This is a genomic window from Oerskovia turbata, assembly GCF_000718325.1.
GTDB classification, from domain to species: Bacteria; Actinomycetota; Actinomycetes; order Actinomycetales; family Cellulomonadaceae; genus Oerskovia; species Oerskovia turbata.
The window spans coordinates 125,987-147,466 of the sequence record NZ_JOFV01000005.1; the positions used below are offsets into that span (position 1 = coordinate 125,987).

The 21,480-nt window shown below is 72.6% G+C and carries 21 protein-coding genes and 2 tRNA genes; 18 read left to right on the plus strand and 5 right to left on the minus strand.

Translation table 11 applies throughout. The features are described from left to right. The first annotated feature begins 11 nt into the window (after positions 1-11). The gene (locus IE95_RS0106115) at positions 12-1,082 is read left to right on the plus strand and encodes a Rossmann-fold NAD(P)-binding domain-containing protein (RefSeq protein ID WP_129429407.1); all 1,071 of its coding nucleotides are present in this window, start codon (positions 12-14) and stop codon (positions 1,080-1,082) included. A 153-nt stretch (positions 1,083-1,235) separates the two neighbouring features. Then, the gene (locus IE95_RS0106120) at positions 1,236-2,369 is read left to right on the plus strand and encodes a YlbL family protein (RefSeq protein ID WP_030150755.1); all 1,134 of its coding nucleotides are present in this window, start codon (positions 1,236-1,238) and stop codon (positions 2,367-2,369) included. A gap of 174 nt (positions 2,370-2,543) precedes the next feature. On the opposite strand, the gene IE95_RS0106125 is transcribed toward IE95_RS0106120, so the two are convergent. Continuing rightward, entirely contained in the window at positions 2,544-3,173 is a 630-nt protein-coding gene (locus tag IE95_RS0106125) for a PPA1309 family protein (protein WP_240666207.1), read from the minus strand. 227 nt (positions 3,174-3,400) lie between these two features. Here IE95_RS0106125 and IE95_RS0106130 point away from each other — a divergent pair, with 227 nt between their 5' ends. From IE95_RS0106130 to IE95_RS0106180, 11 genes are all read left to right on the plus strand, one after another. Beyond that, positions 3,401-6,430 (plus strand): UPF0182 family membrane protein, encoded by a 3,030-nt coding sequence (locus IE95_RS0106130; protein ID WP_030150757.1) that lies wholly within the window; start codon positions 3,401-3,403, stop codon positions 6,428-6,430. A gap of 407 nt (positions 6,431-6,837) precedes the next feature. After that, positions 6,838-7,911 carry an aldose 1-epimerase gene (locus IE95_RS0106135; protein WP_030150758.1) on the plus strand — a complete coding sequence of 358 codons (1,074 nt, stop codon included), beginning with the start codon at positions 6,838-6,840 and terminating at the stop codon, positions 7,909-7,911. 60 nt (positions 7,912-7,971) lie between these two features. Then, a tRNA-Met gene (locus IE95_RS0106140) sits at positions 7,972-8,045 on the plus strand. A gap of 61 nt (positions 8,046-8,106) precedes the next feature. Further along, positions 8,107-8,180, plus strand: a tRNA-Met gene (locus IE95_RS0106145). A 12-nt stretch (positions 8,181-8,192) separates the two neighbouring features. After that, positions 8,193-8,675, plus strand: a complete 483-nt coding sequence (locus IE95_RS0106150) for a MarR family winged helix-turn-helix transcriptional regulator (RefSeq protein WP_030150759.1) — start codon at positions 8,193-8,195, stop codon at positions 8,673-8,675. A 167-nt stretch (positions 8,676-8,842) separates the two neighbouring features. Beyond that, on the plus strand, positions 8,843-9,697 hold the full coding sequence (locus tag IE95_RS0106155; RefSeq protein ID WP_030150760.1) for an ABC transporter substrate-binding protein: 855 nt from the start codon (positions 8,843-8,845) through the stop codon (positions 9,695-9,697). Between the two features lies 1 nt (position 9,698). Next, positions 9,699-10,637 (plus strand): amino acid ABC transporter permease, encoded by a 939-nt coding sequence (locus IE95_RS0106160; RefSeq protein ID WP_084689883.1) that lies wholly within the window; start codon positions 9,699-9,701, stop codon positions 10,635-10,637. After that, positions 10,634-11,365, plus strand: coding sequence for an amino acid ABC transporter ATP-binding protein (locus tag IE95_RS0106165; protein ID WP_030150762.1), 732 nt, complete (start codon positions 10,634-10,636; stop codon positions 11,363-11,365). The genes IE95_RS0106160 and IE95_RS0106165 overlap by 4 nt, the downstream gene beginning before the upstream one ends. A gap of 81 nt (positions 11,366-11,446) precedes the next feature. Next, positions 11,447-11,932, plus strand: coding sequence for a dsRBD fold-containing protein (locus tag IE95_RS0106170; protein ID WP_030150763.1), 486 nt, complete (start codon positions 11,447-11,449; stop codon positions 11,930-11,932). Positions 11,933-11,995: 63 nt separating this feature from the next. Next, on the plus strand, positions 11,996-13,135 hold the full coding sequence (locus IE95_RS0106175) for a DUF2235 domain-containing protein (protein WP_036571232.1): 1,140 nt from the start codon (positions 11,996-11,998) through the stop codon (positions 13,133-13,135). Between the two features lie 116 nt (positions 13,136-13,251). Continuing rightward, complete coding sequence (locus IE95_RS0106180; RefSeq protein ID WP_030150765.1) at positions 13,252-13,677, plus strand: DUF1761 domain-containing protein; 426 nt, start codon at positions 13,252-13,254, stop codon at positions 13,675-13,677. Positions 13,678-13,686: 9 nt separating this feature from the next. On the opposite strand, the gene IE95_RS0106185 is transcribed toward IE95_RS0106180, so the two are convergent. Continuing rightward, positions 13,687-15,327 carry an MFS transporter gene (locus IE95_RS0106185; RefSeq protein WP_051702809.1) on the minus strand — a complete coding sequence of 547 codons (1,641 nt, stop codon included), beginning with the start codon at positions 15,325-15,327 and terminating at the stop codon, positions 13,687-13,689. Positions 15,328-15,573: 246 nt separating this feature from the next. Here IE95_RS0106185 and IE95_RS0106190 point away from each other — a divergent pair, with 246 nt between their 5' ends. The 4 genes from IE95_RS0106190 to IE95_RS0106205 all read left to right on the plus strand — a co-directional run bounded on the left by IE95_RS0106190 (position 15,574) and on the right by IE95_RS0106205 (position 18,370). Beyond that, positions 15,574-16,923 carry a molybdopterin molybdotransferase MoeA gene (locus IE95_RS0106190; protein WP_206053284.1) on the plus strand — a complete coding sequence of 450 codons (1,350 nt, stop codon included), beginning with the start codon at positions 15,574-15,576 and terminating at the stop codon, positions 16,921-16,923. 29 nt (positions 16,924-16,952) lie between these two features. Further along, on the plus strand, positions 16,953-17,402 hold the full coding sequence (locus IE95_RS0106195) for a molybdenum cofactor biosynthesis protein MoaE (protein ID WP_051702810.1): 450 nt from the start codon (positions 16,953-16,955) through the stop codon (positions 17,400-17,402). A 103-nt stretch (positions 17,403-17,505) separates the two neighbouring features. Further along, entirely contained in the window at positions 17,506-18,144 is a 639-nt protein-coding gene (locus IE95_RS0106200) for a DUF2975 domain-containing protein (protein ID WP_030150769.1), read from the plus strand. Further along, positions 18,131-18,370, plus strand: coding sequence for a helix-turn-helix domain-containing protein (locus IE95_RS0106205; protein WP_030150770.1), 240 nt, complete (start codon positions 18,131-18,133; stop codon positions 18,368-18,370). Before IE95_RS0106200 ends, IE95_RS0106205 begins: the two co-directional genes overlap by 14 nt. A gap of 50 nt (positions 18,371-18,420) precedes the next feature. Here the strand turns inward: IE95_RS0106205 and IE95_RS0106210 are convergent, their stop codons facing one another. The 3 genes from IE95_RS0106210 to IE95_RS0106220 all read right to left on the minus strand — a co-directional run bounded on the left by IE95_RS0106210 (position 18,421) and on the right by IE95_RS0106220 (position 20,409). Further along, positions 18,421-18,738, minus strand: coding sequence for a hypothetical protein (locus IE95_RS0106210; protein WP_129429398.1), 318 nt, complete (start codon positions 18,736-18,738; stop codon positions 18,421-18,423). A gap of 26 nt (positions 18,739-18,764) precedes the next feature. Beyond that, on the minus strand, positions 18,765-19,928 hold the full coding sequence (gene moaA, locus IE95_RS0106215; RefSeq protein ID WP_030150772.1) for a GTP 3',8-cyclase MoaA: 1,164 nt from the start codon (positions 19,926-19,928) through the stop codon (positions 18,765-18,767). Between the two features lie 70 nt (positions 19,929-19,998). Further along, positions 19,999-20,409: a winged helix-turn-helix transcriptional regulator gene (locus tag IE95_RS0106220; protein ID WP_276319035.1), complete on the minus strand. Its 411-nt coding sequence runs from the start codon at positions 20,407-20,409 to the stop codon at positions 19,999-20,001. Positions 20,410-20,535: 126 nt separating this feature from the next. On the opposite strand from IE95_RS0106220, the gene IE95_RS0106225 reads away from it, so the two are divergent. Next, complete coding sequence (locus tag IE95_RS0106225) at positions 20,536-21,417, plus strand: SDR family oxidoreductase (protein WP_030150774.1); 882 nt, start codon at positions 20,536-20,538, stop codon at positions 21,415-21,417. The last annotated feature ends 63 nt before the right edge of the window (positions 21,418-21,480 follow it).

A 21,480-nucleotide genomic window follows, 5' to 3' on the forward strand; every position in this document is an offset into this window, starting at 1 on the left:
ACGCTCGGGTCGTGGACGCCGGCGACCAGCCCGGCCCTCGGGAGGGCGGCTCCGGCGCGGACGCCGTGGCCGTCGTGGTGGGCGAAGGGCGCGTCGCCGAGCTCCTGCGTGCCGCGTTCGGGGGACGAGGACCGCAGAAGGCGCCGGTCGAGCCCAACGACCTGTCGGCCCCGTGGATCGAGGGGGTGCGGACGCTCGTGGTCGTCGCGCCCGCCGGGGAGTTCGGTGTCAGGGCCGCCAAAGGGGAGTCGAGGCGCACGCACCTGGTCGACCAGGCCGTGCGTGTGGCACGGGCAGCCGTGCGGCACGGGGTCGAGCAGCTCGTCGCCGTCACGTCGGCGACCGTCCACGGTGCGAGCGCCGACCGCGCGGTCATCGAGGACGACGACCCCGTCTCGCCCGACGCCGCGGGTTTCGTCGCGGACCTGGTGGCGTTCGAGGACGCCCTGGTCGAGGGCCTCGCTGCCGCGTCGGCCGAGTCTCCGACGGGGCCGGCTGTCCGTCTCGCGGTCCTGCGTCCCGCGATGGTCGTCGGTCCCGGCGTCGACACGATCCTGACCCGTCACTTCGAGGCGCCGCGGCTCCTGACCGTCAAGGGCAGCGACCGCCCCTGGCAGCTCCTGCACACGGACGACCTGGCGTCGGCCGTCGGCGTCGTCGTCGCCCAGGGGTTGTCGGGGACGTTCACGGTCGGGGCGCTCGTCGACGGTGAGCCCGACGTCGTGACCCCGGCCGAGCTCGTCGAGCGCACCGGGCTCGCGAACGTGACCCTGCCCGCCGCGACCGCGTTCGGTGCCGCCGAGCGCCTGCACCGCGTGGGCGTGCTGCCGTCGCCCGCGAGCGACCTGGCCTACGTGGTCCACCCGTGGACGGTCACGGCCCGTGGCCTGCACGCCGCGGGCTGGGAGCCCGCCTGGTCGAGCGCCCGGAGCGTCGACGCCCTCATGGAGGGGGTCCGGGGGCGGGTCGCGCTCGGTGGGCGACGCGTGGGCGGGCGGGACGCGGCCGCGCTCGGCGCGGCGGGCGCCGCGGTCGCGCTCCTGGGTACCGCGGCGATCTGGCGTCAGGCCCGACGGCGGTGAGTCGCCGCGCGTCGTGAGGTCACCTCGCGTGCTCCCCGGCCCGTGCGCGGGCCGCACCCGCAGGCCTGTGGTGAGCGGCGCCGTCGGGCAGCGAGCAGCGGGCTCGCGGCGGACCGCCAGCGAACGTCCAGGAATCTCGGGGATGATAGCGGCGTGACAGAACCGCTCTCCCGCGAACCGTACGAGCCCGCAGGTGCCGGCGACCCGTTCGGCCCTGCGCCGGACGAGGACTACACGCCCCCGCCCGTGACGCGACGCTCGCTCACGCTCGGCATCTCCGTCCTGGCCACGACCCTCCTGGTCGCGGGCCTCGCCGTCATGCCCGCGCCGTACGTCGTGCGCTCGCCGGGACCCACGCAGGACACGCTCGGTGCGCAGAACGACCAGGACCTCATCACGATCGAGGGCGCCGAGACGTACGACTCGACGGGCGAGCTGCTGCTCACCACCGTCTCGGTCGCGGGCGGGCCCGGCTACCCGGCGAACCTCGTCCAGGTCGTCGAGGGGTGGGCCGAGAGGTCGCGCTCGGTGCGCCCCGTCGAGGAGACGTTCCCGCGCGACGTGACCCAGGAGCAGAGCGAGCAGGAGAGCCAGCAGGAGATGCTCTCCTCGCAGGAGACGGCGACCGTCGCGGCGCTGACCGAGCTGGGCTACGACGTGCCCGCGACCCTCACGATCCAGGGCGCCGCGCAGGACACCGGGGCGGACGGGGTCGTCGAGACCGGGGACGTCATCACGACCGTGAACGGCACCGACGTCGTCACCTACCAGGACCTCATCGACGAGCTCGCGACCGTCACGCCGGGCGACGACGTCGTGCTCGGGGTCGAGCGCGCGGGCGAAGCCGTCGACCTGACGATCACGACCCAGGAGGCCGACGGCAAGGCGATCCTCGGGGTCTTCATCGACCCGGCCTTCGACCTGCCGGTCGACGTCTCGATCCAGATCGAGGACATCGGCGGTCCCAGTGCGGGGACCATGTTCGCGCTCGGGATCATCGACCGGCTCACGCCCGAGGACGAGGCGAACGGCGCCGTGATCGCCGGGACCGGGACCATGAGCGTCGAGGGGAACGTCGGGCCCATCGGCGGCATCCAGCAGAAGCTCTACGGTGCCAAGCGTGACGGGGCCACGTGGTTCCTCGCCCCCGAGTCGAACTGCGACGAGGTCGTGGGCAACGTGCCCGAGGGGCTGGACGTCGTCAAGGTCTCGACGCTCGACGAGGCCCGCGACGCGATGGTCGCGATCGGCGCGGGCGAGGGCGCGAGCCTGCCGACGTGCACGTGAGCCGGTGCCCGGCGGCCCGGCGGGACGTGCCGGGCCGCTGAGCACAGGAGGCGCCCGTCCCCCTCGCACCCACGACGCGCACGCTGCCCACGCGGTCTCGCCCTGCCCTGGGCGACCGCCCGGACGGCCACCCGGTCGGCCACCCGGACGGTCGCCACGGCGGACACCTGACGGTCACTCGAACGTCGCGCGCAGCCCCTCGATCAGACCCGGCACCAGGTCCGGGCCGAACGCGACGGCGTCGCCGTCGTCGTTCGCGCGCGTGCGCACCGCGCACCACGGGGTGCCGTCACGCAGGACACCGACCGCGAGGCGCACGTCCTGGCGGTCCGGGTGCGACGACAGGTAGGCGAGGGCCGCTGCCGGGTCGGTGGGCAGTCCCTCCTCGGCCGACGGGGGCAGGACGACGCGCTCGGCGACGATCGCGGCGCCGTCGACCGTGCCGGGCCACGAGATCCCCGCGAGCAGGTCCTCGAGCGTCTCGACGTCGGGCAGGCCCTCCTGCTCGACCGAGACCAGGTGGTCCGGGATGCCGCGCGCCGCGGTCACGACCTCGGGCGGGAGACGGTCCGCCAGGCCCGGGTCGGCGGCCATCGCGTCGGCCGTGCGGACGAGCGCGAACACGCGCGGGGGAGCGTCCCAGCCGTCGGCCGCGACGTGCGCCTCGACGTCGCGCACGGCGTCGGCGAGCGCGAGCTGCGCGAGGGGGACGATGGGGGCGGGCGCGTCGTCGGGGACGCCCGTGTCGGCCTGCGACGTGCCCGGTGAGGGCTGGTCGGGCGCGGGGGAGGAGGTGTCTGCCATGTCCACAGCATCTCAGGCCCGACGGCGTCGGCGCAGTCGGCAGGTCGGGGCCAGGTACGTGTGGGAACCTGGAACCGCTGTGGGCCGTTGACGAGATGGACGGCCTGTGGCCTGACCCTGTCGAGACCGTGGACCGCCGGTGAATCCGGTGGTCGTGGGCCCGGCGCGGACAGGAACCGACGCCTGACGACCTGACGCTCGACCGAACGCAAAGAGGTAAGCCCACCGTGTCATTCGCCGCAGCGCCACGACGCCCTTCGGGGTCCGAGGCCGGCTCCCGCAGACGACGCAGCCCGCTCGGCATCGCCGTTGCCGTCGTGGCTGCCCTCGTCCTCCTGCTGTTCCTGCTCGCGCAGTTCTGGACCGAGGTCCTCTGGTTCACCCAGCTGGGCTTCGAAGGTGTCCTGTGGACCGAGTGGGGGACCCGTGCGGCGCTGTTCGTCGGCGGATTCCTCGTGATGGGCGGACTCGTCTTCCTGTCGCTGTCGCTCGCCTACAGGTCGCGCCCCATCTACGCGCCCTCGACGCCCGAGCAGGCCACGCTCGACCAGTACCGCGAGGCGATCGAGCCGCTGCGCAAGGTCGTGACGATCGCCGGCCCCGCGCTCATCGGCTTCTTCGCCGGTGCGGCGGCCTCCTCGCAGTGGAGCACGGTGCTCCTGGCGCTGAACTCGGTGCCGTTCGGCACCAGGGACCCCCAGTGGGGTCTGGACATCTCGTTCTTCGTCTTCACGCTGCCCGTGCTGCGCTTCGCCGTGGGCTTCCTCATGGCCGCAGTCATCATCGCGGGCATCGGCGCCCTGGCGACCCACTACCTGTACGGCGGGGTGCGCATCGGTGGCGGCGCGGGCAGCGGCCCGCGCACGACCAAGGCCGCTCGCGTGCAGCTCTCGGTCACCGCCGCGGTCCTCATGCTGCTCATCGGTGCCAACTACTGGCTCGACCGGTACTCGCTCCTGACCACGACGGGTGACAAGTTCGACGGCGCCTCGTACGCCGACGTCAACGCCGTCATCCCGTCCAAGGCGATCCTCACGGGCGTCGCGATCCTCGTCGCGCTGCTGTTCGTGGCGACCGCGGTCCGCGGCAACTGGCGTCTGCCCGCCATCGGCGTGGGACTCATGGTCGTCTCCGCGATCGCGATCGGCGGGATCTACCCCGCAGTCGTCCAGCGCTTCCAGGTCAACCCGAACGCGCAGGAGTTCGAGGCCGAGTACATCCAGCGGAACATCGACGCGACCAAGACCGCGTTCGGGCTCGACGGGGTCGAGGCGTCGAACTACGACGCGAAGACCCAGGCCGAGGCCGGGGCACTGCGCGCCGACGCCGACACCACGGCGTCGATCCGCCTGCTCGACCCGCAGATCGTCAGCCCGACGTTCCGCCAGCTCCAGCAGAACAAGCAGTACTACAACTTCCAGGAGACCCTCTCGGTCGACCGGTACATGATCGACGGCCAGAGCCGTGACACCGTGATCGCGGTGCGCGAGCTCAACCTGGCCGGTCTTGGCGCGAGCCAGCGCAACTGGGTCAACGACCACACCGTGTACACGCACGGCTACGGCGTCGTCGCCGCGTACGGCAACCAGATCGGCCCGGGCGGCCAGCCCGCGTTCTACGAGGGCGACATCCCGTCGGTGGGATCCCTGCCCGAGTACGAGCCGCGCATCTACTTCAGCCCGGACTCGACCCAGTACTCGATCGTCGGCGCCCCCGAGGGCACCAAGCCCTGGGAGTTCGACTACCCGGACGACGAGGCGGGCGGCCAGGTCAACAACACGTTCGGCGCCGAGGACGGGGCCGTCGCAGGCCCCAGCGTCGGCTCGTTCGGCACCAAGCTGCTCTACGCCCTGAAGTTCGGCTCCGAGCAGATCCTGTTCTCGGACCGTGTGACGACCGACTCGCAGATCCTGTACGACCGGTCCCCGCGTGACCGTGTCGCCAAGGTTGCCCCATACCTGACGCTCGACGGCAAGGTCTACCCCGCAGTCGTGGACGGCCGGGTCAAGTGGATCGTCGACGGCTACACGACGACCAACTCCTACCCGTACTCGGCGTCGCGCCCGCTCGACGAGGCGACGCAGGACACCCTGACGGTCAACTCGCAGTCGGTCGCGGCGCTCGCGCCGCAGCAGGTCAACTACATCCGCAACTCGGTCAAGGCCACGGTCGACGCCTACGACGGGTCGGTCGACCTCTACGCGTGGGACACCGAGGACCCGATCCTGCAGGCGTGGGACAACGTCTTCCCGACGTCGCTCAAGCCGATCTCCGAGATCAGCGGCGACCTCATGAGCCACCTGCGCTACCCCGAGGACATGTTCAAGGTCCAGCGTGCGCTGCTCACGAGCTACCACGTCGACGACGCCCGCGAGTTCTTCTCCGGTCAGGACTTCTGGAACGTCCCGCGCGACCCCACCGTCCGCGGCACCGGCACCAAGCCCTACCAGCCGCCGTACTACCTGACGCTGCAGATGCCCGGTCAGGAGAACCCCGCGTTCTCGCTCATGACGACGTTCATCCCTGGTGGCAACTCGGACCGAGAGATCCTCACCGGGTTCCTCGCGGTCGACGCCGAGGCGGGGAGCACCGCCGGCGTGAAGGCCGAGTCGTACGGCAAGCTCAGGCTCCTCGAGCTGCCACGCAACGCGACGGTCCCCGGACCGGGCCAGGTGCAGAACACGTTCGACTCGGACCCCACGGTGTCCAACGAGCTGAACATCCTCAGCCGCGGCAACTCGACCGTGATCCACGGCAACCTGCTCACGCTCCCCGTGGGTGGCGGGCTGCTGTACGTGCAGCCCGTGTACGTGCAGGCGTCCGAGGGCACCAAGTTCCCGCTGCTGCGCAAGGTGCTGGTCAGCTTCGGTGACCAGGTCGGGTTCGCCGACACGCTCGACGAGGCCCTCAACCAGGTCTTCGGAGGCGAGTCGGGTGCCAACGCCGGCGACGCCGGCGGAGAGGTCCTGCCCGAGATCCCGACGGACGAGACGGTCACGCCTCCGGACGAGGGCACCACGGACCCGGGCACCGACCCCGGCACGGGAACCCCCGCACCCGGCACCGGTACGGAGAACCCCGAGGCACGCGCCCAGCTCGACCAGGCGCTCCAGGCCGCCAACCAGGCGATCCAGGACGGTCAGGCGGCACTCGCCGAGGGTGACTTCGCCGCCTACGGCGAGTCGCAGGAACGGCTGCAGGCCGCGCTCGAGTCGGCGATCGCCGCCGAGGAGTCGCTGGGCACCGAGACCCCGTGACACGGGGATGACCGGCCACCCCCGGGGGTGAGTGCGGAGAGACGACGGACGCCGCTCCTGACCTGAGGGTCGGGGGCGGCGTCCGTCGTCTCACCACCCGCCGAGGGTGACGCTCCCGCCTGCCGAGGGTGACGCTCCCACCCGCCGAGGGTGACGCTCCCACCCGCCGAGGGTGACGCGTGACTCCGCCGACGGTGACGCGTGACTCCGCCGACGGTGACGCGTGACTCCGCCGACGGTGACGCGCTGCCTCGCCGAGGGTGTCACCGTCGACGGGTGAGCCGGTCACCCTCGGCGATCAGGGTGGTCACCGTCGGTGGTCAGGCGCGTCACCTTCGGCGACCTGGAAGGTCACCGCCGGCGGGTGGGTTTGTCATTTGTCGTGCAGCAGACGAACATGGGGCCTCATGACCAGTGCAACCGTTTGCAGCAACGCTTACATCGTCGAGGGAACGCTCGGCGCACTGCCGACGGTCACCCTCGTCCACCCCTCCGGAGCCGAGCTCGTCGTCGCCCTTCGTGGCGCGACGGTCCTCGCCTGGCGGGCGCCATGGACCGAGCCTTCCTCGGCGTCGCACGACGTCGTCGACCTCCTCGACGGGTACGCGACCGAGCAGGCGCTCCTCGCCCAGGACGCGACCCGGTCCGGCCTGATGTTCCCGTTCGCGAACCGCATCGCGGGCGGCAAGTACGTGTTCGACGGCGTCACGCACCACGTCCCGCCCGTCGCCCCGGGGGAGACCCAGACCATGCACGGGTTCGCCCGCGTGCTCGACTGGGAGGTCGTGTCGGAGGAGGGGGTAGCCCTGCACGGCGCCGAGGGTGCGGATGGCGCGAGCGGGGCAGGCGAACCAGAGGTCGCGGCCCTGACCCTCGTGACCGAGATCCGGGGCGCCGACGTCACCGGATACCCGTTCGACCTCGAGACCCGGATCCGCTTCGAGCTCACCGAGCGCACGCTCGTCGTGACCTGGACCTACCGCAACGCCGGCCGGCACGCGGCACCCGTCACAGCCGGTTGGCACCCCTACTTCCGCATCCCCGGTCACGACACGATCGACGGCCTGGAGCTGGACGTGCCCGCCCGTGCGACGGTCGCGACCGACGCGACGCTGCTTCCGCTCCACGGCGAGGCGGCCCGGGTGGTGCGTGACGCCGTCGGGCCGGTGGCGCTTGCCGAGACCTGCCTCGACACCGCGTTCACCGACCTCGTGACCGACGCGGACGGGCGCGCTCGCACACGCGTCCTCGACCCGTCGACCGGTGCGGGCATCGAACTGTGGCAGGAGCGCGGCAACATGCACGTGTATACCGGCGACGGGCTGAGCGAGCGGGCGCGGGCGTCGATCGCGCTCGAACCCGTCGAGAGCATGACGAACGCGTTCAACCGCGAGGACTGCGCGCAGGACGTCCGGCTCGCACCGGGGGAGGAGCGTGTGTTCCGCTTCGGGGTCTGCATCGTCGCTCCGCACCGCTCCTGACGTGTGAGGACTGCCCGATTTGGCGCCCCGGCCCCGGTCCCGTAAGGTGGTGTTCACCGACGCGGGGTGGAGCAGCTCGGTAGCTCGCTGGGCTCATAACCCAGAGGTCGCAGGTTCAAATCCTGCCCCCGCTACAAAGAGAAGGTGCCCTGGTCACGGACGGGCTGAAAGGTCGCGTAGAGTGGTGTTCACCGACGCGGGGTGGAGCAGCTCGGTAGCTCGCTGGGCTCATAACCCAGAGGTCGCAGGTTCAAATCCTGCCCCCGCTACAAAGAGAAGGCGTGCGATGGCTCTCCCCCCGCGAGCTGCGGACCTGGATACGCCTCCAGGCCGTCTCCGAGCTTCTCCCCGGCGTGCTCGACACCCAGCTCCAGCGCGACGCGCAGCTCACCCACTTCGAGTACCTCGTGCTCGCGATGCTCTCCGAGGAGCCGGACCGCACGCTGCGCATGACCGACCTCGCGCACAAGACCAACGCGACCCTGCCGCGCCTGTCGCACGTCGTGAAGCGCCTCGAGGGCCGCGGCTACGTCGAGCGCACGCCCTGCCCCGAGGACCGCCGGGCCACGAACGCGGTCCTGACCGACGCCGGTTGGGACAAGGTCGTCGCGACGGCCCCGGGCCACGTCGGCACGGTGCGCGAGCACATCATCGACCGCCTCACCCCGGAGCAGGTCGACCAGCTCGACCAGATCGCGCGCTCGATCCTGGAGTCGCTCGACACCGAGGGGCGTCTCGACGCCCTCCACCTCCCCGAGGACTGAGCGACGGCGCGACGGTGTGACGCGACCCACCGTCTCACCGTGCGTCCCGCCCCTGTCTCACCGCGTGGGACCGGCGTAGAGTCGACCTCCGGCGAGTCCCGGCAGCACGCGTCACCCGCGGCTGTCCGGAGCCGCCTCGTTCACCCTCCTGACCCTGGAAGGTCCTCATGCGCCGCCTGAACGCCGTGCTGCCCGTCGCAGCCGTCTCGACCGCCCTGCTCCTCGCGGGCTGCTCCGCCGACGACTCCTCGAACGACGCCGGCTCGGCCGGCGCGACGCCCACGTGCGAGCCGGGCGCCCTGCCCACCCGCACCGACGGCAAGCTCACGGTCGCCGCGGGCGAGGCCTACTCGCCCTGGTACATCGGCGAGCACGACAGCGGCGAGGGCTTCGAGTCCGCGCTCGTCTACGAGGTCGCCGACCGCCTGGGGTACTCCGCGGACGACGTCGAGTGGGAGCTCGTGACGTTCGAGCAGATCGTCAGCCCCAGCATCAAGGAGTTCGACTTCGCCGCGTGGCAGACGTCCATCTCGGACGAGCGCCGCAAGGCCGTCGACTTCTCCAGCCCGTACCTCACGACGCGCCAGGGCGTGATCGTGCAGGAGGCGGGCCCGTACGCGGGGGCCACGACGCTCGACGAGCTCAAGGACCTGCGCATCGGTGTCACGGCCGCCCAGACGAGCCTCACGCTCGCGAAGGCCGCGTTCGGCGACGACGCGGACATCGTCCCCTTCAACGGTGCGGGCGACGGTATGACGGCCCTGCAGTCGGGCACGGTCGACGTCATGGTCATGGACGTCGACCAGGGTGTCGCGGCCTCGACCGAGTACTTCCCCGACTCCGTGGTCATCGGCACCCTGCCGGACCAGGGCACGGTCGAGCAGTACGGCCTGGTCCTGGACCTGGGGTCGGTGCTCACCGGCTGCGTCTCGGCCGCGGTCGACGCGCTCGAGGAGGACGGCACCCTCGCCGAGCTGCGCACCACGTGGCTCAAGTCGGACGACATCCCCGAGCTGGGCTGAGGTGAGCGGGGGCGCGTCGGGCGTCGCACCGCCCGAGGACCGCAGGCCCGACGGCGACGCTCACCCCGCGAGCGCGGGCTGGACCCCGTCCGCGCTCGCGGTGGCGAGGGACTCCTACCGGCGTGCGCGGCGCCGTCGGGCAGCGTGGGTGTCCACGCTCTCGACCGTGGTCGTGGTCGCGGTCCTGTACGTCGTGGTGACGACTGCCCCCGGGTGGGAGCGCACGCGCGACGCGTTCTTCTCCCCGCAGAGCGCCTGGGACTCGCTGCCCGCGATCGCCGAGGGGCTGTGGCTCAACCTGCGGGTGTGGGTCGTGGCGTCGGTCGTCGGGATGGTGCTCGGGATGACGCTCGCCGTGATCCGCACGAGCCGCATCCCGGCGCTGTTCCCGCTGCGTGCGTTCGCGGTCGCGTACGTCGACGTGTTCCGCGGGGTGCCGCTGCTGCTCGTGCTGCTGCTCGTCGGGTTCGGCCTGCCGGCGCTGCGCCTCGAGTGGCTCCCGACGTCGGGGGCGTTCCTCGGTGCGCTCGCGATCATCCTCACGTACACCGCGTACCTCGCCGAGGTGTTCCGGGCCGGGATCGAGTCGGTGCACCCCTCGCAGGTCTCGGCCGCGCGCTCGCTCGGGCTGACGCGCGCGCAGACGACGCGCAAGGTCGTGCTGCCGCAGGCCGTGCGGCACGTGACCGCGCCGCTCGCGAGCAACCTCGTCTCGCTCCAGAAGGACTCGGGGCTCATCTCGATCCTGGGCGCCGTGGACGCGATCCGGGCCGCGCAGATCGCGGCGTCGGGCAGCTACAACTTCACGCCCTACGTCGTGGCGGGCGTCCTGTTCCTGCTGGTCTCGATCCCGCTCACGCGTGTCGTCGACGTGTACTCGGCCCGACAGGGCTGGCGCGGGTCGCTCGCGACCGTGAGCGGCGCGGGGGCGATCCGATGAGTCACCTGCTGTCCCTGCGGGGGATCCGCAAGACGTACGGCGAGCGCCTCGTGCTCGACGGGATCGACCTCGACGTCGACGAGCACCGCTGCGTCGTGCTCGTCGGGGCGTCCGGGTCGGGCAAGTCGACGCTGCTGCGCGTCGTGAACCTCCTGGAGGAGATCGACGACGGCGAGATCCTGCTCGACGGGCAGGACGTCGCCGACCCGCGCCTCGACGCGAACGCCGTGCGGGCGCGCATGGGCCTGGTCTTCCAGTCGTACAACCTGTTCCCGCACATGAAGGTCATGGACAACGTGACCCTCGCGCCGCGCCTCGTGCACGGGCGCAGCCGAGCCGAGGCGGAGGCGGCGGCCGAGGCCATGCTGCGCCGCGTCGGGCTCGCGCACCGCATGACGGCCTACCCCGACCAGCTCAGCGGTGGTGAGCAGCAGCGCGCCGCGATCGCCCGCGCGCTCGTCTCGGGACCCGAGCTGCTGCTGCTCGACGAGGTCACCTCGGCGCTCGACCCCGAGCTCGTGGGCGAGGTCCTCGACCTGCTCGCGGGCCTGCGGGCCGAGGGCGTGACGATGCTCGTCGCGACCCACGAGATGGGCTTCGCGCGCGAGGTCGCGGACGAGGTCTGCTTCCTGCACCAGGGACGCGTGCACGAGCGTGGCACGCCCGAGCAGGTCCTCGGCGACCCGCAGCGCGGACGGACACGGGAGTTCCTGCGCCGCCTGCGCTGACCAGCCGCGCGGCCGCCGCCCTTCCGTGCGGGCCGTGCGGCGCGCATCATGGAAGCAGGTTCCTCAGCGAGGAGGTGCGACATGTTGGCAACGGTCGGAGACAGGCTCATCCGGGCCTCGGGGGTCGTCGGCGGCGCGGTCCGCGACGGCATGGTCGTCGAGGTCCAGCACGAGGACGGGTCACCGCCGTACCTCGTCGAGTGGGCAGACACGGGTGAACGGACGCTCGTCTACCCGGGACCCGACACCATGGTCCGTGCGCCCGTCGAGGGCGCCGAGGCGCACGAGGTCGCCGTCCCGGTGCACGCGAAGTCCTGGCACGTCCAGGTGAGCCTCGTCGAGAGCGCAGGGCGCACGACGGCGGAGGCGGTCCTCGTCGGCGACGTCCCGTCCGAGCTCCACGCCGTGGGCAGGGCGCGCAAGGACCCCGGCGACACGGAGATCGAGGCGATCGGCGACCATGTCGCTGCGGCTCGCGCGCTGCGTGCGCTCGCGGACCGTCTGCTCGGCATCGCGGAGGCGGAGATCGAGGGCTCCACGGGGGTGCCGGCGCACGTGCACCACTGAGCGCGCGTCACGCTCACCGCAGGTCGGCCCGCCGAGGGTGACGGGAGGGTTCGAGGAGGAGCCATGAAACGCCTGGTGCTCTGCTGCGACGGCACGTGGAACTCACCGGTCCGCGCGAGCGTGTCGAACATCGAGAAGATCGCCCGGTCGGTCCACACGGGCATCGGGCCCGACGGGGTCCAGCAGATGGTGTTCTCGGTCGAGGGGGTCGGCGCCCGCGGCTACCGGGTCGACGCGCTGCTGGGCGGGGCGTTCGGCTACGGTCTCAGCCGCAACGTCGTCGCGGGCTACCGGGACCTCGCGCTGAACTACGAGCCCGACGACGAGGTGTACGCGTTCGGGTTCAGCCGTGGCGCGTACACCGCACGCAGCGTCGTGGGGATGATCGCGAGCGTCGGCCTGCTCATGGCGGACGCGCTCGCCGACCGCGGCTCCGGCAACCTGCTGGCCCAGGCAGAGGCCCTGTACCGCGACCACTCGCCGGGTCGCCGCGCCCGCGTCTCGGCGTACCGTGAGAGGTACTGCTACCCGCAGGTGCCCATCACGTTCCTCGGTGTGTTCGACACCGTGGGGGCCCTCGGTGTCCCGGGGGTCACCCGCCGCCGGAGCCGGTTCCACGACGTGCGCCTCTCGGGCGCGGTCCAGTGCGCGCGCCAGGCCCTCGCGATCGACGAGCGCCGCCTCACGTTCGAGCCGTGCCTGTGGGACGTCCGGGCCGACGACGACCGGCCGGGCGGCGTCAAGCAGGTCTGGTTCCCGGGCGCCCACTCCGACGTCGGTGGGGGTACCGTCTCGTCGGGACTGTCCGACGTCGCCCTGCTGTGGATGATGGGGCAGGCGGCGGCGTGCGGGCTGACGTTCTGCCCGGACCGGGTCCTCGCCCAGCTCGGTGACGAGCCCGAGCTGGTCGGCCGGTTCACGCCTCCGGTGCCGTACCGCGTGCTCAACACCGTCAAGCGGTGGAAGCACAGGCCCCGGTTCAAGGGGACGCGGCGCCTGCTCGCCGGGGTGCCGCTCGCGGACGGCTACGTCGACGACGTCCTGCTGTCCGACCTCGCGCTCGCGCTGAGCGCCGACCCGGCGTCCGACTACGCACGGCACGCGCGCAACATCGCGTGGTGGATGGAGGCCACCGGTGGGGACGTCGCGGTCGAAGCCGTGCCGACCCTCACGGACGCCCCTCGGCGCCTCGTCCTGACCTGAGCGTCGACGCCTCCGCCCGGCGTGCCGAGCGCCCCGGCGGTCGGCCTGACACCGGTGGCGCGCTGCGTCGTCGGGCAGCACGCCCCACGAGGGGCACCCCGCGGAAGGAGCGAGACATGGCATGGCTGGACGCGATCGGAGACCTCAACTGGTGGGCCGTGCTCGTGGCCACCCTCTCGACGTTCGTCGTCGGGTTCCTGTTCTACTCGACCGGTGCGCTGGGCCGGCAGTGGGCGAGCCTCGTCGGGCTGACCGAGGAGGAAATGAGCAGCAGCGCGGGCGCCGGGCCACGGTTCGCCGCCACGGGCGTCACCTCGCTGCTCACGGCGATCCTCCTGGGGGCGCTGATCCTCGCGACCGGCCTCGACGGGCCGTGGGAAGGAATGCTGTTCGGCGCGCTGGTCGGTCTGGTGTTCCGCGCCGGGACCCACGTGATCCACAACGGGTTCGCGCACCTGCCGACCCGGCTGACCCTGATCGACGGGCTGCACGACGTGGTCGCGCTCGCCGTCATGGGCGCGATCCTCGGCGTCTGGCAGTAGGCGCGGGCGTCACGGCGCCTGAGCCGAGGGAGCGTCCGAGTCCTTCCTCGGGGCCGCCGGGCCACCCGCGGGCACGGTCGGGATCAGGCGTGCGAAGAACAGCGCCGTCAGCGCCACGAGGGCGAGCACGGCGATGCTCGCCCGCAGTCCCGTGATGCGCGCGGCCTCGTTCTCCTCCGTGAGCGCGGCGACCTCGTCGGGCGGCAGCCCGGCACTCGTGAGCGCCTCCTCGACCTGCGCGTCGGAGAGGAACGGGATGCCGCCCGCGAGCTCGACCTGGGCCGTCGCGGCGACCTCGGCCCGCACCTCGGGGTTGTCCGCGATCCCCTGGAGGAACGTGGCCGTGAGACCCGCGACGAGGACCGAGCCTGCGAGCGCCGTCCCGAGCGAGGCGCCCAGGTTGGTCAGGGTGTTCTGCAGCCCGCCGACGTCACCGCTCTCCTCGTCGGGCACGGCCGAGACGGTCACGGCACCGAGCTGTGAGGCCAGTGCCCCGACGCCGAGCCCCGCGAGGGCGAGGGGGACCGTGACGACCTCGGGCCCGGCGCCGACCTCGAGCCCCGCGAGCAGGGTCACCAACCCGGCGAGCAGCGCGCCCACCCCCCACCGCACGACGGTGCGGGGCGAGGCGTGAGGGAAGAAGCGCGGGATCCCGACGGCTGCGAGCAGGAGCGTCACGGACAGCGGCAGGAGCCGGATGCCGGTGTCGAGCGCGGACAGGCCGAGCGCGACCGACAGGTACAGGGGCACGGTGAAGAACAGCCCGGCCTGGAGCATGAACTGGAAGAAGAACATCGTCAGCCCGCCGTTGAGCTGGGCGTTGCGCAGCATGTCGGGCCGGACGAGCGGGTCCTTGCCCGCCGCGACCATGCGGTGCTCCCACGCGAAGAAGAGCCGCACGACCAGCATCCCGGCGAGGATCAGCCAGATGGTGGGGGACAGCCCGAGCCACGACGGGCCACCCGGCCGGGGCTGGACCCAGCCCCACTCCCCCGAGCGCAGCACGCCGAACACCGCGATGCCGAGCCCGGTCGCGGACAGCGCCGCACCGACCAGGTCGAGCCGGAACCGGGGGCCGAGCGGTGCGTCGGCGATCCGGCGTGTGAGCAGCAGGATCACGGCCACGATCACGACCTCGCCGACGAACACGTACCGCCACGTCCAGTAGGTCGTGACGAGCCCGCCCACGAGCGGCCCGGCGGCGACCGCGATGGCTCCCGCGGACGCGACCAGGCCGTACGCGCGCGGCCGGTCGGGGGCCGCGAAGTTGGAGGCGACGAGCGCGACGATCGCGGGCATGATGAGCGCCGCACCGATCCCCTCGAGCACGGACCAGCCGAGGATCAGGACCCCGAGGTTCGGTGCGAGGGCGGTCGTGAAGGACCCGCACGCGTAGATGATGCACCCGATGACGAACGCCCGACGGCGCCCGATCAGCCCACCGATCTTGCCGCCCGGGATCATGAGCGTGGCCATGACGAGCGTGTAGAGCGTGATCGCGGTCTGGATGCCGGTGACCGTGGTGCCCACGTCCTGCGCGACCTGGGCGATCGACACGTTCATGACCGAGCTGTCGAGCGTCATGACGAACTGGCCCGAGGCGAGCGTGAGCAGGACGATGCCCGTGGCGCGCTCAGCGGTGCGAGGCACGGTCTGCTCCGGTGCTGCGCGATCCCATGGTCGCCCCCGTCGTCTGCGTCGCGGCAGCGGGCCGTCGACGGCCCGCCAGGACTCTCAGTGTGTCGCCCGAGGGGCGGACGGGCCACCGCACCGAGGGGAGCGGCGCGGCGCGCGGCGCAACCGTCGGTCGGGTGCGCTCGTGGCCCGCGGATCGTGACAGGCTGGGTCCCGCGGCTGCCCGGACGGGTGGCCCGCCGGGCGGTGTGAGGAGCGGACGTGACAGCAGAGCAGGCAGCGTGGAGCGGAGAGGCGAGAAGCGGCCCGACGGCGCCGCCCGCTCCCGCGCGGACCGCACCCGGGACGCAGCACCAGCAGGCCGCGGGTGCCCGTCGCGTGAGCGTCGAGCAGCACCGCCGCGAGGTCGAGGCACTGCTCCGACCGGCGCTCGCGGACCGGCACGTCGAGCGTGTGGTGCTGGCCGACGCGCTCGACCGGGTGCTCGCGGCGGACCTGTTCGCACCGGTGGACCTGCCCGCGTTCCGCAGCTCGCAGATGGACGGCTACGCGGTGCGGTCGGCGGACGTCGCCGGGGCCTCGGTCGGGGCGCCCGTCGTGCTGCCCGTCGTGGCCGAGATCCCCGCAGGTCCCGGCACCCCGGTGGTCCTCGCCCCGGGGACGGCGGCCCGGATCATGACCGGTGCGGTCGTGCCGGAGGGGAGCGACGCCGTCGTGCCCGTGGAGGACACCGACGCGGTGCGGTTCGGCGTGCACGCGACCGGGGCCCCGCGCGGGTCCGCCGGGACGGACGTCGGGGTGCTGGCGCCGCGCGGCGCGGGCGAGCTCGTGCGGGACGTCGGGTCGGACGTGCGGGGCGGCGAGCTGGTGCTGGCCGCTGGGACGAGGCTCGGACCCCAGCACCTGGCCGCCGCGGCGTCGTGCGGCGTGCCCGTGCTCGAGGTCCGGGCGCGGGTGCGGGTCGCGGTCGTCTCGACCGGCACCGAGGTCGTCGAGCCTGGCGAGGCCGCCGCGACCGGGCAGGTGTACGACGCGAACCTGCCCGGGCTCGCGGCCGCCGCCCGGCGGGCCGGTGCCGACGTCGTGCTCACCGGGCGCACGGGCGACGACCCGCGCGAGCTGGCCGCGCTCCTGGCACGGGCCGCCGAGGTGGCCGACCTGGTCCTCACGTCGGGCGGCGTGAGCCAGGGTGCGTACGAGGTCGTCAAGGACACCCTCGGGGACGGCGTGACGTTCCGGTCGGTCGCGATGCAGCCCGGCGGACCGCAGGGGTTCGGGACCCACAACGGGACCCCTGTCCTCACGTTCCCCGGCAACCCCGTGAGCGCCCAGGTCTCGTTCGCGGTCTTTGCCCGCCCCGTCCTCGAACACGCGGCAGGCCTCCCCGCCCGGGAGGACGAGACACGCACCGTGACCGCGGCGATCGACTCCCCGCCGGCCAAGCGGCAGATGCTGCGCGGACGGCTCGGGGCGGACGGGACGGTCGAGGTCGTCGGCGGCGCGGGCTCGCACCTCGTGGCGACCATGGCGGCCGCAGACGTCCTGATCGAGGTGCCCGAGGGCGTCGACCGGGTCGAGGCCGGGGAGATCGTGCGGGTGGTGCGGCTGTGAGCGGTGCTCCGAGAGCAGAGGACGAGCAGATGACGACCGACGACCACGGTGCGACGCCGCGCGGCGACGTGTCCCGCGTGACGGACGACGTGCTCGACGACGCCGTGGTGCGGTCCGTGGAAGGCGCGGTGTCCTCGCGCGAGTGCGGCGCCGTCGTGACCTTCCGCGGTGTCGTGCGTGACGTCGACGACGGGCGCGACGTCACAGGCCTGGACTACGAGGCGCACCCCGACGCGACCGAGGTGCTCCGGCGCTGCTGCGCGGCCGTGGCCGCCGAGACGGGGCTGCGCGTCGCGGCCGTGCACCGCTACGGGGCGCTGACGATCGGGGACGTGGCGCTCGTCGCGAGCGTCGCCTCGGGGCACAGGGCCGAGGCGTTCGCGGCCTGCTCGCTGCTCGTCGAACGCATCAAGGCCGAGGTGCCGATCTGGAAGCGGCAGCACTTCACCGACGGCGACTCGGAGTGGGTCGGGCTGTAGGGACGTCACGGTTCGGTGACCGGCCTCCGCCTCTGCCCTTGTCATGGCCCACTCTTCCGTTTTATCGTTCTTCGATAAAACTGATAGTCGACAAGGGGACTTCATGGACGCCGCCGTCGTCGAGACCTCACGCAGACCGTTCATCACGACCGTGACGACCCTTGCTGTCCTTCTCCTGGGTGCCCTCGCAGCGCTGTCGGAGCTGGTGCAGGCCTGGATGACGATCACCGGCCGCTACCTCTACACCTCAGGTGGCGCCGAACCGCGCAAGCCGGTCGTCGACCTGCCACAGCTGCTCCAGGCAGAGGTCCGCGAGGGATACACGATGTTCCTCGACGACGTCCCCGCAGCACTGAGGGTTCTCGCAGCCACGCCCGCCCTTCTCGCCGCGATCACCTACCTGATCGCGTCGGTCCTGCTCGCTCGTGCGATTCGCTCGATCGCAGCGGGCGACGCGTTCGGGCGTCGCGTCCGCTCCACCCTGACCTGGCTCAGCGCCACGCTCCTCGTGGGCGGGCTGCTGCAGGGAGCGGTCGACTCCGCCGCGGGTGCTGCGCTCTGGAGCTGGTTCCCTCGAGCCACGGACCTCGGTGGTACGCACGAGCTGGCCATCGCGGGGCTCGGCCTCGACGTACCGCACTGGCCGGTCATGATCGTCGTCCTGGGCCTGGTGACCTCGGCGCTGACCGTGGCCTTCCAGCAGGGTGCCCGGCTCCAGGAGGAGACCGATGGGCTCGTCTGACCCGACCGAGCCGAGTCACCGCATCGTCTGCCACCTCGACGAGGTGCTGCGGGCACGCGGGCTGACTCTCACAGAGCTCTCGGCGCGGACGGGGCTGACCATGGCGAACCTCTCGATCCTCAAGACCAACAAGGCGAAGGCTGTGCGGTTCTCGACTCTGACCGCTGTGTGCGATGCCCTGGGGGCCACCCCGGGCGACCTGTTCAGCGTCGCCGAACGGTCCTGAGGCGTCGAGCCGGTACTGCGAGGATCTTGCGCCTGCCTTCCAGCCGCCGGTCAGTCGTGCGGGTTGTCCTTGAGGAGGCCGAACCCGATGCCGACGAGCGCACCCAGGATCAGCCCCGGGCCCGCGAGCAGGAACGTGCCGGCCGTGACGCCGATCAGGGTCCCGAGGACAGTGCTCGGTCCTGCGGTCAGGCGGCTCGGGCCGGGCCGGTGGACGGGGAGCGAGTCGGTGCGTGGAGCGCGCTCGTCGGGCGTACGGCTGTCGCGAGGAAGGTCGAGGAGGGCCACGGCTCCATGGTAGGGCGCGGGGAGCGTCCAGGCGCGGGATCCTGCGGCTCCCGCGCCGTTGCGGTCCATGATCTTGGACACGTCGGCCGGTCTGGCTGCCGGGCCGGTCAGCCGCCGATCGCGCCCATGCTGCGCTCGGTGCGCGCGAAGGCCTCGGGATCGTCTGCTGAACCGCCGATCGCGCCCGCGTCGGGGGCGCCACGGTCGAGGCCGTGCGCGAACGGCTTGGCCCACATGGCACCCTGCCAGGCGGCGACGATCGCGGCGTCGGTGGCTGCGTCGTCGGATCCGTCGCCGCGAGGCTCGCCGGACGCGCCGGACGAACCTGCGGACGGCCCGGAGCGCAGCAACGCCCGCAGGTCCACCTCCTCGTTCCCGAACAGGCACGAGCGGACGGTGCCCTCGGCGGTCAGGCGCGTGCGGTCGCAGTCGCCGCAGAACGAGCGCGTGACCGACGCGATGATCCCGACGGTCGCGGGGCCGCCGTCGACCGCCCACTCCTCGGCCGGGGCCGACGGGTCCTCACGGCCCACGGGTGTCAGGTCGAAGCGGGTGCCCAGGACGTCGAGCAGCCGCTCGGCCGAGACGAGCCGGTCGCGGGCCCAGCTCTGGTCGGCGTCGAGCGGCATCTGCTCGATGAAGCGCAGCCGGCACCCGTGCTCGACGGCCCACGCGAGCAGGTCGGTCGCGCCCGTGAGGGTCTCGGGCATGAGGACCGCGTTGAGCTTGACGGGGGACAGGCCCGCGTCGAGAGCGGCCTGGATGCCCGCGAGAACCTGGGGGAGACGGTCGCGGCGCGTGAGCTCGGCGAAGTGCGTGCGGTCGACCGTGTCGAGCGAGACGTTGACGCGGTCGAGACCCGCGTCGACGAGCTCGCCGACGCGCTTGTCGAGGCCGATCGCATTGGTCGTCATCGAGATCCGGACCCCGGGGGCTGCTGCGCGCGTGCGCCGGACGATCTCGGCGAGGTCGGGGCGCATGAGGGGCTCTCCGCCCGTGAACCGCACGTCGCGGATCCCGAGGCGGTAGCCGATACCGACGAGCCGTCCGATCTCGCCCGGCGTCAGCAGGTCGTCGCGGGGGATCGCGGGCAGTCCCACGGCGGGCATGCAGTACGTGCAGCGCAGTGAGCACTTCTCCGTGACGGACACCCGCAGGTCGTGGGCGACGCGTCCGAAGCGGTCGACGAGCGCCTCGGTGTCCGGGCGCCCGGGAGTGCTCGGCGCCCCGGTGGGTCGCACGCGCGGGAGCCCGAGGGCGATGGCGGTCATGCCCGCGAGTCTACGCAGCGGTGGGTGCCGAGGTGGAGGCTGCCCGGCCGCGAGGGACGCCTGGCGACGGTCAGCGCGCGGCCCTGGCGTCGTACGCCTCCTGGGCTGCGACGACCTGGGGCACCGCGCCCTCCAGGACGTCGATGAGGTCGACGAGCCTGTCGGCGACGACCTGCCCGAGCTCGGTGAGCGAGTACTCGACGTGCGGGGGGATGGTCGCGCGGACCTCGCGCACGACCAGTCCGTCGCGTTCGAGTCCCTGGAGCGTCTGGGCGAGCATCTTCTCGCTCACGCCGTCGATGCGTCGGCGCAGCGCGTTGAAGCGGACCGCGCCGTCGCGCAGGCCTGCGACGGTCAGGACTCCCCACCGACCCGTCACGGCCTCGAGCGCGTGGCGGGACGTGCAGCCGCGCTGGAACACGTCGGCGAGCATCTCGTCGGACGGTCCCGTGATGTCGGGGGTGGGGCGGAGATCGGTCACGGGGCCAGCCTAGCGCGCAGGCCGATCGTGAGCACTGTGACGTAGAATGCACCGCCGAATGGATTGCACTGACGAAAAGTTAGTGCCAGGCTGTCGCGGTACCCATCACCCCCTCAGGAGGACCCCATGATCGCCGTCACCGCCGTCACCGGACACCTCGGACACCTCGTCGTCGACTCGCTCGTCGAGCACGGCGTCGCCCCCGAGCGGATCGTCGCCGCCGTCCGCACCCCGGCCAAGGCCGCCGACCTCGCCGAGCGCGGCGTCGTCGTCCGCGAGGCCGACTACTCCCGCCCCGAGACCCTCGCGACGGCGCTCGCGGGCGTCGACGTCCTCCTCCTGATCTCGGGCTCCGAGGTGGGCCGGCGCGTGCAGCAGCACGCGAACGTGGTCGAGGCCGCGAGGGCCGCAGGTGTCCGCCACCTCGTCTACACGAGCGCACCGCAGGCCACGACGTCCGCGCTGGTCCTCGCCCCCGAGCACAAGGCCACCGAGGAGCTCGTCGCGGCCTCGGGCCTGCCCGCCACGATCCTGCGCAACGGCTGGTACACCGAGAACTACCTCGGCGCGGTCGAGCAGGCGCGCGAGACCGGAGTGGTGCTCGGCAGCGTCGGCGAGGGCCTCGTCGCCTCGGCGAGCCGCAAGGACTACGCCGAGGCTGCGGCCGTCGTCCTCGCGGCGGCGGACGCCGACCCGGCCTTCGAGGGGGGCGTCCACGAGCTCTCGGGCGACGTCGCGTGGGACCACCCGTACCTCGCCGCGACCATCGGTGAGATCGTCGGCCGCGAGGTCGTCTACCAGGACGTGACCCCCGAGGCGCACCTGCAGATCCTGCTCGACGCGGGCCTCGACGAGGGGACCGCGGGCTTCGTGGTCGCTCTCGACGGCAACACGCGCGACGGTCTGCTCGCCGCGACGTCGGGCGAGCTGTCGCGCCTCCTCGGGCGCCCGACGACGCCGCTCGCCGAAGGGCTGCGGGCTGCGGTGGGCGTGACGTCGGCCGCGTGAGGAATGGCGTGGCGTCGGCCGAGCGGCCGGTCGGCCGACGCCGGGGGCATCCCAGGCTTCCTT

What these genes read in the sequence shown, in the direction of transcription:
- IE95_RS0106125 (WP_240666207.1), bottom strand. Translation starts at nt 3,173, where the DNA reads ATGGCAGACACCTCCTCCCCCGCGCCCGACCAGCCCTCACCGGGCACG.
- IE95_RS0106135 (WP_030150758.1), top strand. Translation starts at nt 6,838, where the DNA reads ATGACCAGTGCAACCGTTTGCAGCAACGCTTACATCGTCGAGGGAACG.
- IE95_RS0106155 (WP_030150760.1), top strand. Translation starts at nt 8,843, where the DNA reads ATGCGCCGCCTGAACGCCGTGCTGCCCGTCGCAGCCGTCTCGACCGCC.
- IE95_RS0106165 (WP_030150762.1), top strand. Translation starts at nt 10,634, where the DNA reads ATGAGTCACCTGCTGTCCCTGCGGGGGATCCGCAAGACGTACGGCGAG.
- IE95_RS0106170 (WP_030150763.1), top strand. Translation starts at nt 11,447, where the DNA reads ATGTTGGCAACGGTCGGAGACAGGCTCATCCGGGCCTCGGGGGTCGTC.
- IE95_RS0106175 (WP_036571232.1), top strand. Translation starts at nt 11,996, where the DNA reads ATGAAACGCCTGGTGCTCTGCTGCGACGGCACGTGGAACTCACCGGTC.
- IE95_RS0106180 (WP_030150765.1), top strand. Translation starts at nt 13,252, where the DNA reads ATGGCATGGCTGGACGCGATCGGAGACCTCAACTGGTGGGCCGTGCTC.
- IE95_RS0106195 (WP_051702810.1), top strand. Translation starts at nt 16,953, where the DNA reads ATGACGACCGACGACCACGGTGCGACGCCGCGCGGCGACGTGTCCCGC.
- IE95_RS0106200 (WP_030150769.1), top strand. Translation starts at nt 17,506, where the DNA reads ATGGACGCCGCCGTCGTCGAGACCTCACGCAGACCGTTCATCACGACC.
- IE95_RS0106205 (WP_030150770.1), top strand. Translation starts at nt 18,131, where the DNA reads ATGGGCTCGTCTGACCCGACCGAGCCGAGTCACCGCATCGTCTGCCAC.
- moaA (WP_030150772.1), bottom strand. Translation starts at nt 19,928, where the DNA reads ATGACCGCCATCGCCCTCGGGCTCCCGCGCGTGCGACCCACCGGGGCG.
- IE95_RS0106225 (WP_030150774.1), top strand. Translation starts at nt 20,536, where the DNA reads ATGATCGCCGTCACCGCCGTCACCGGACACCTCGGACACCTCGTCGTC.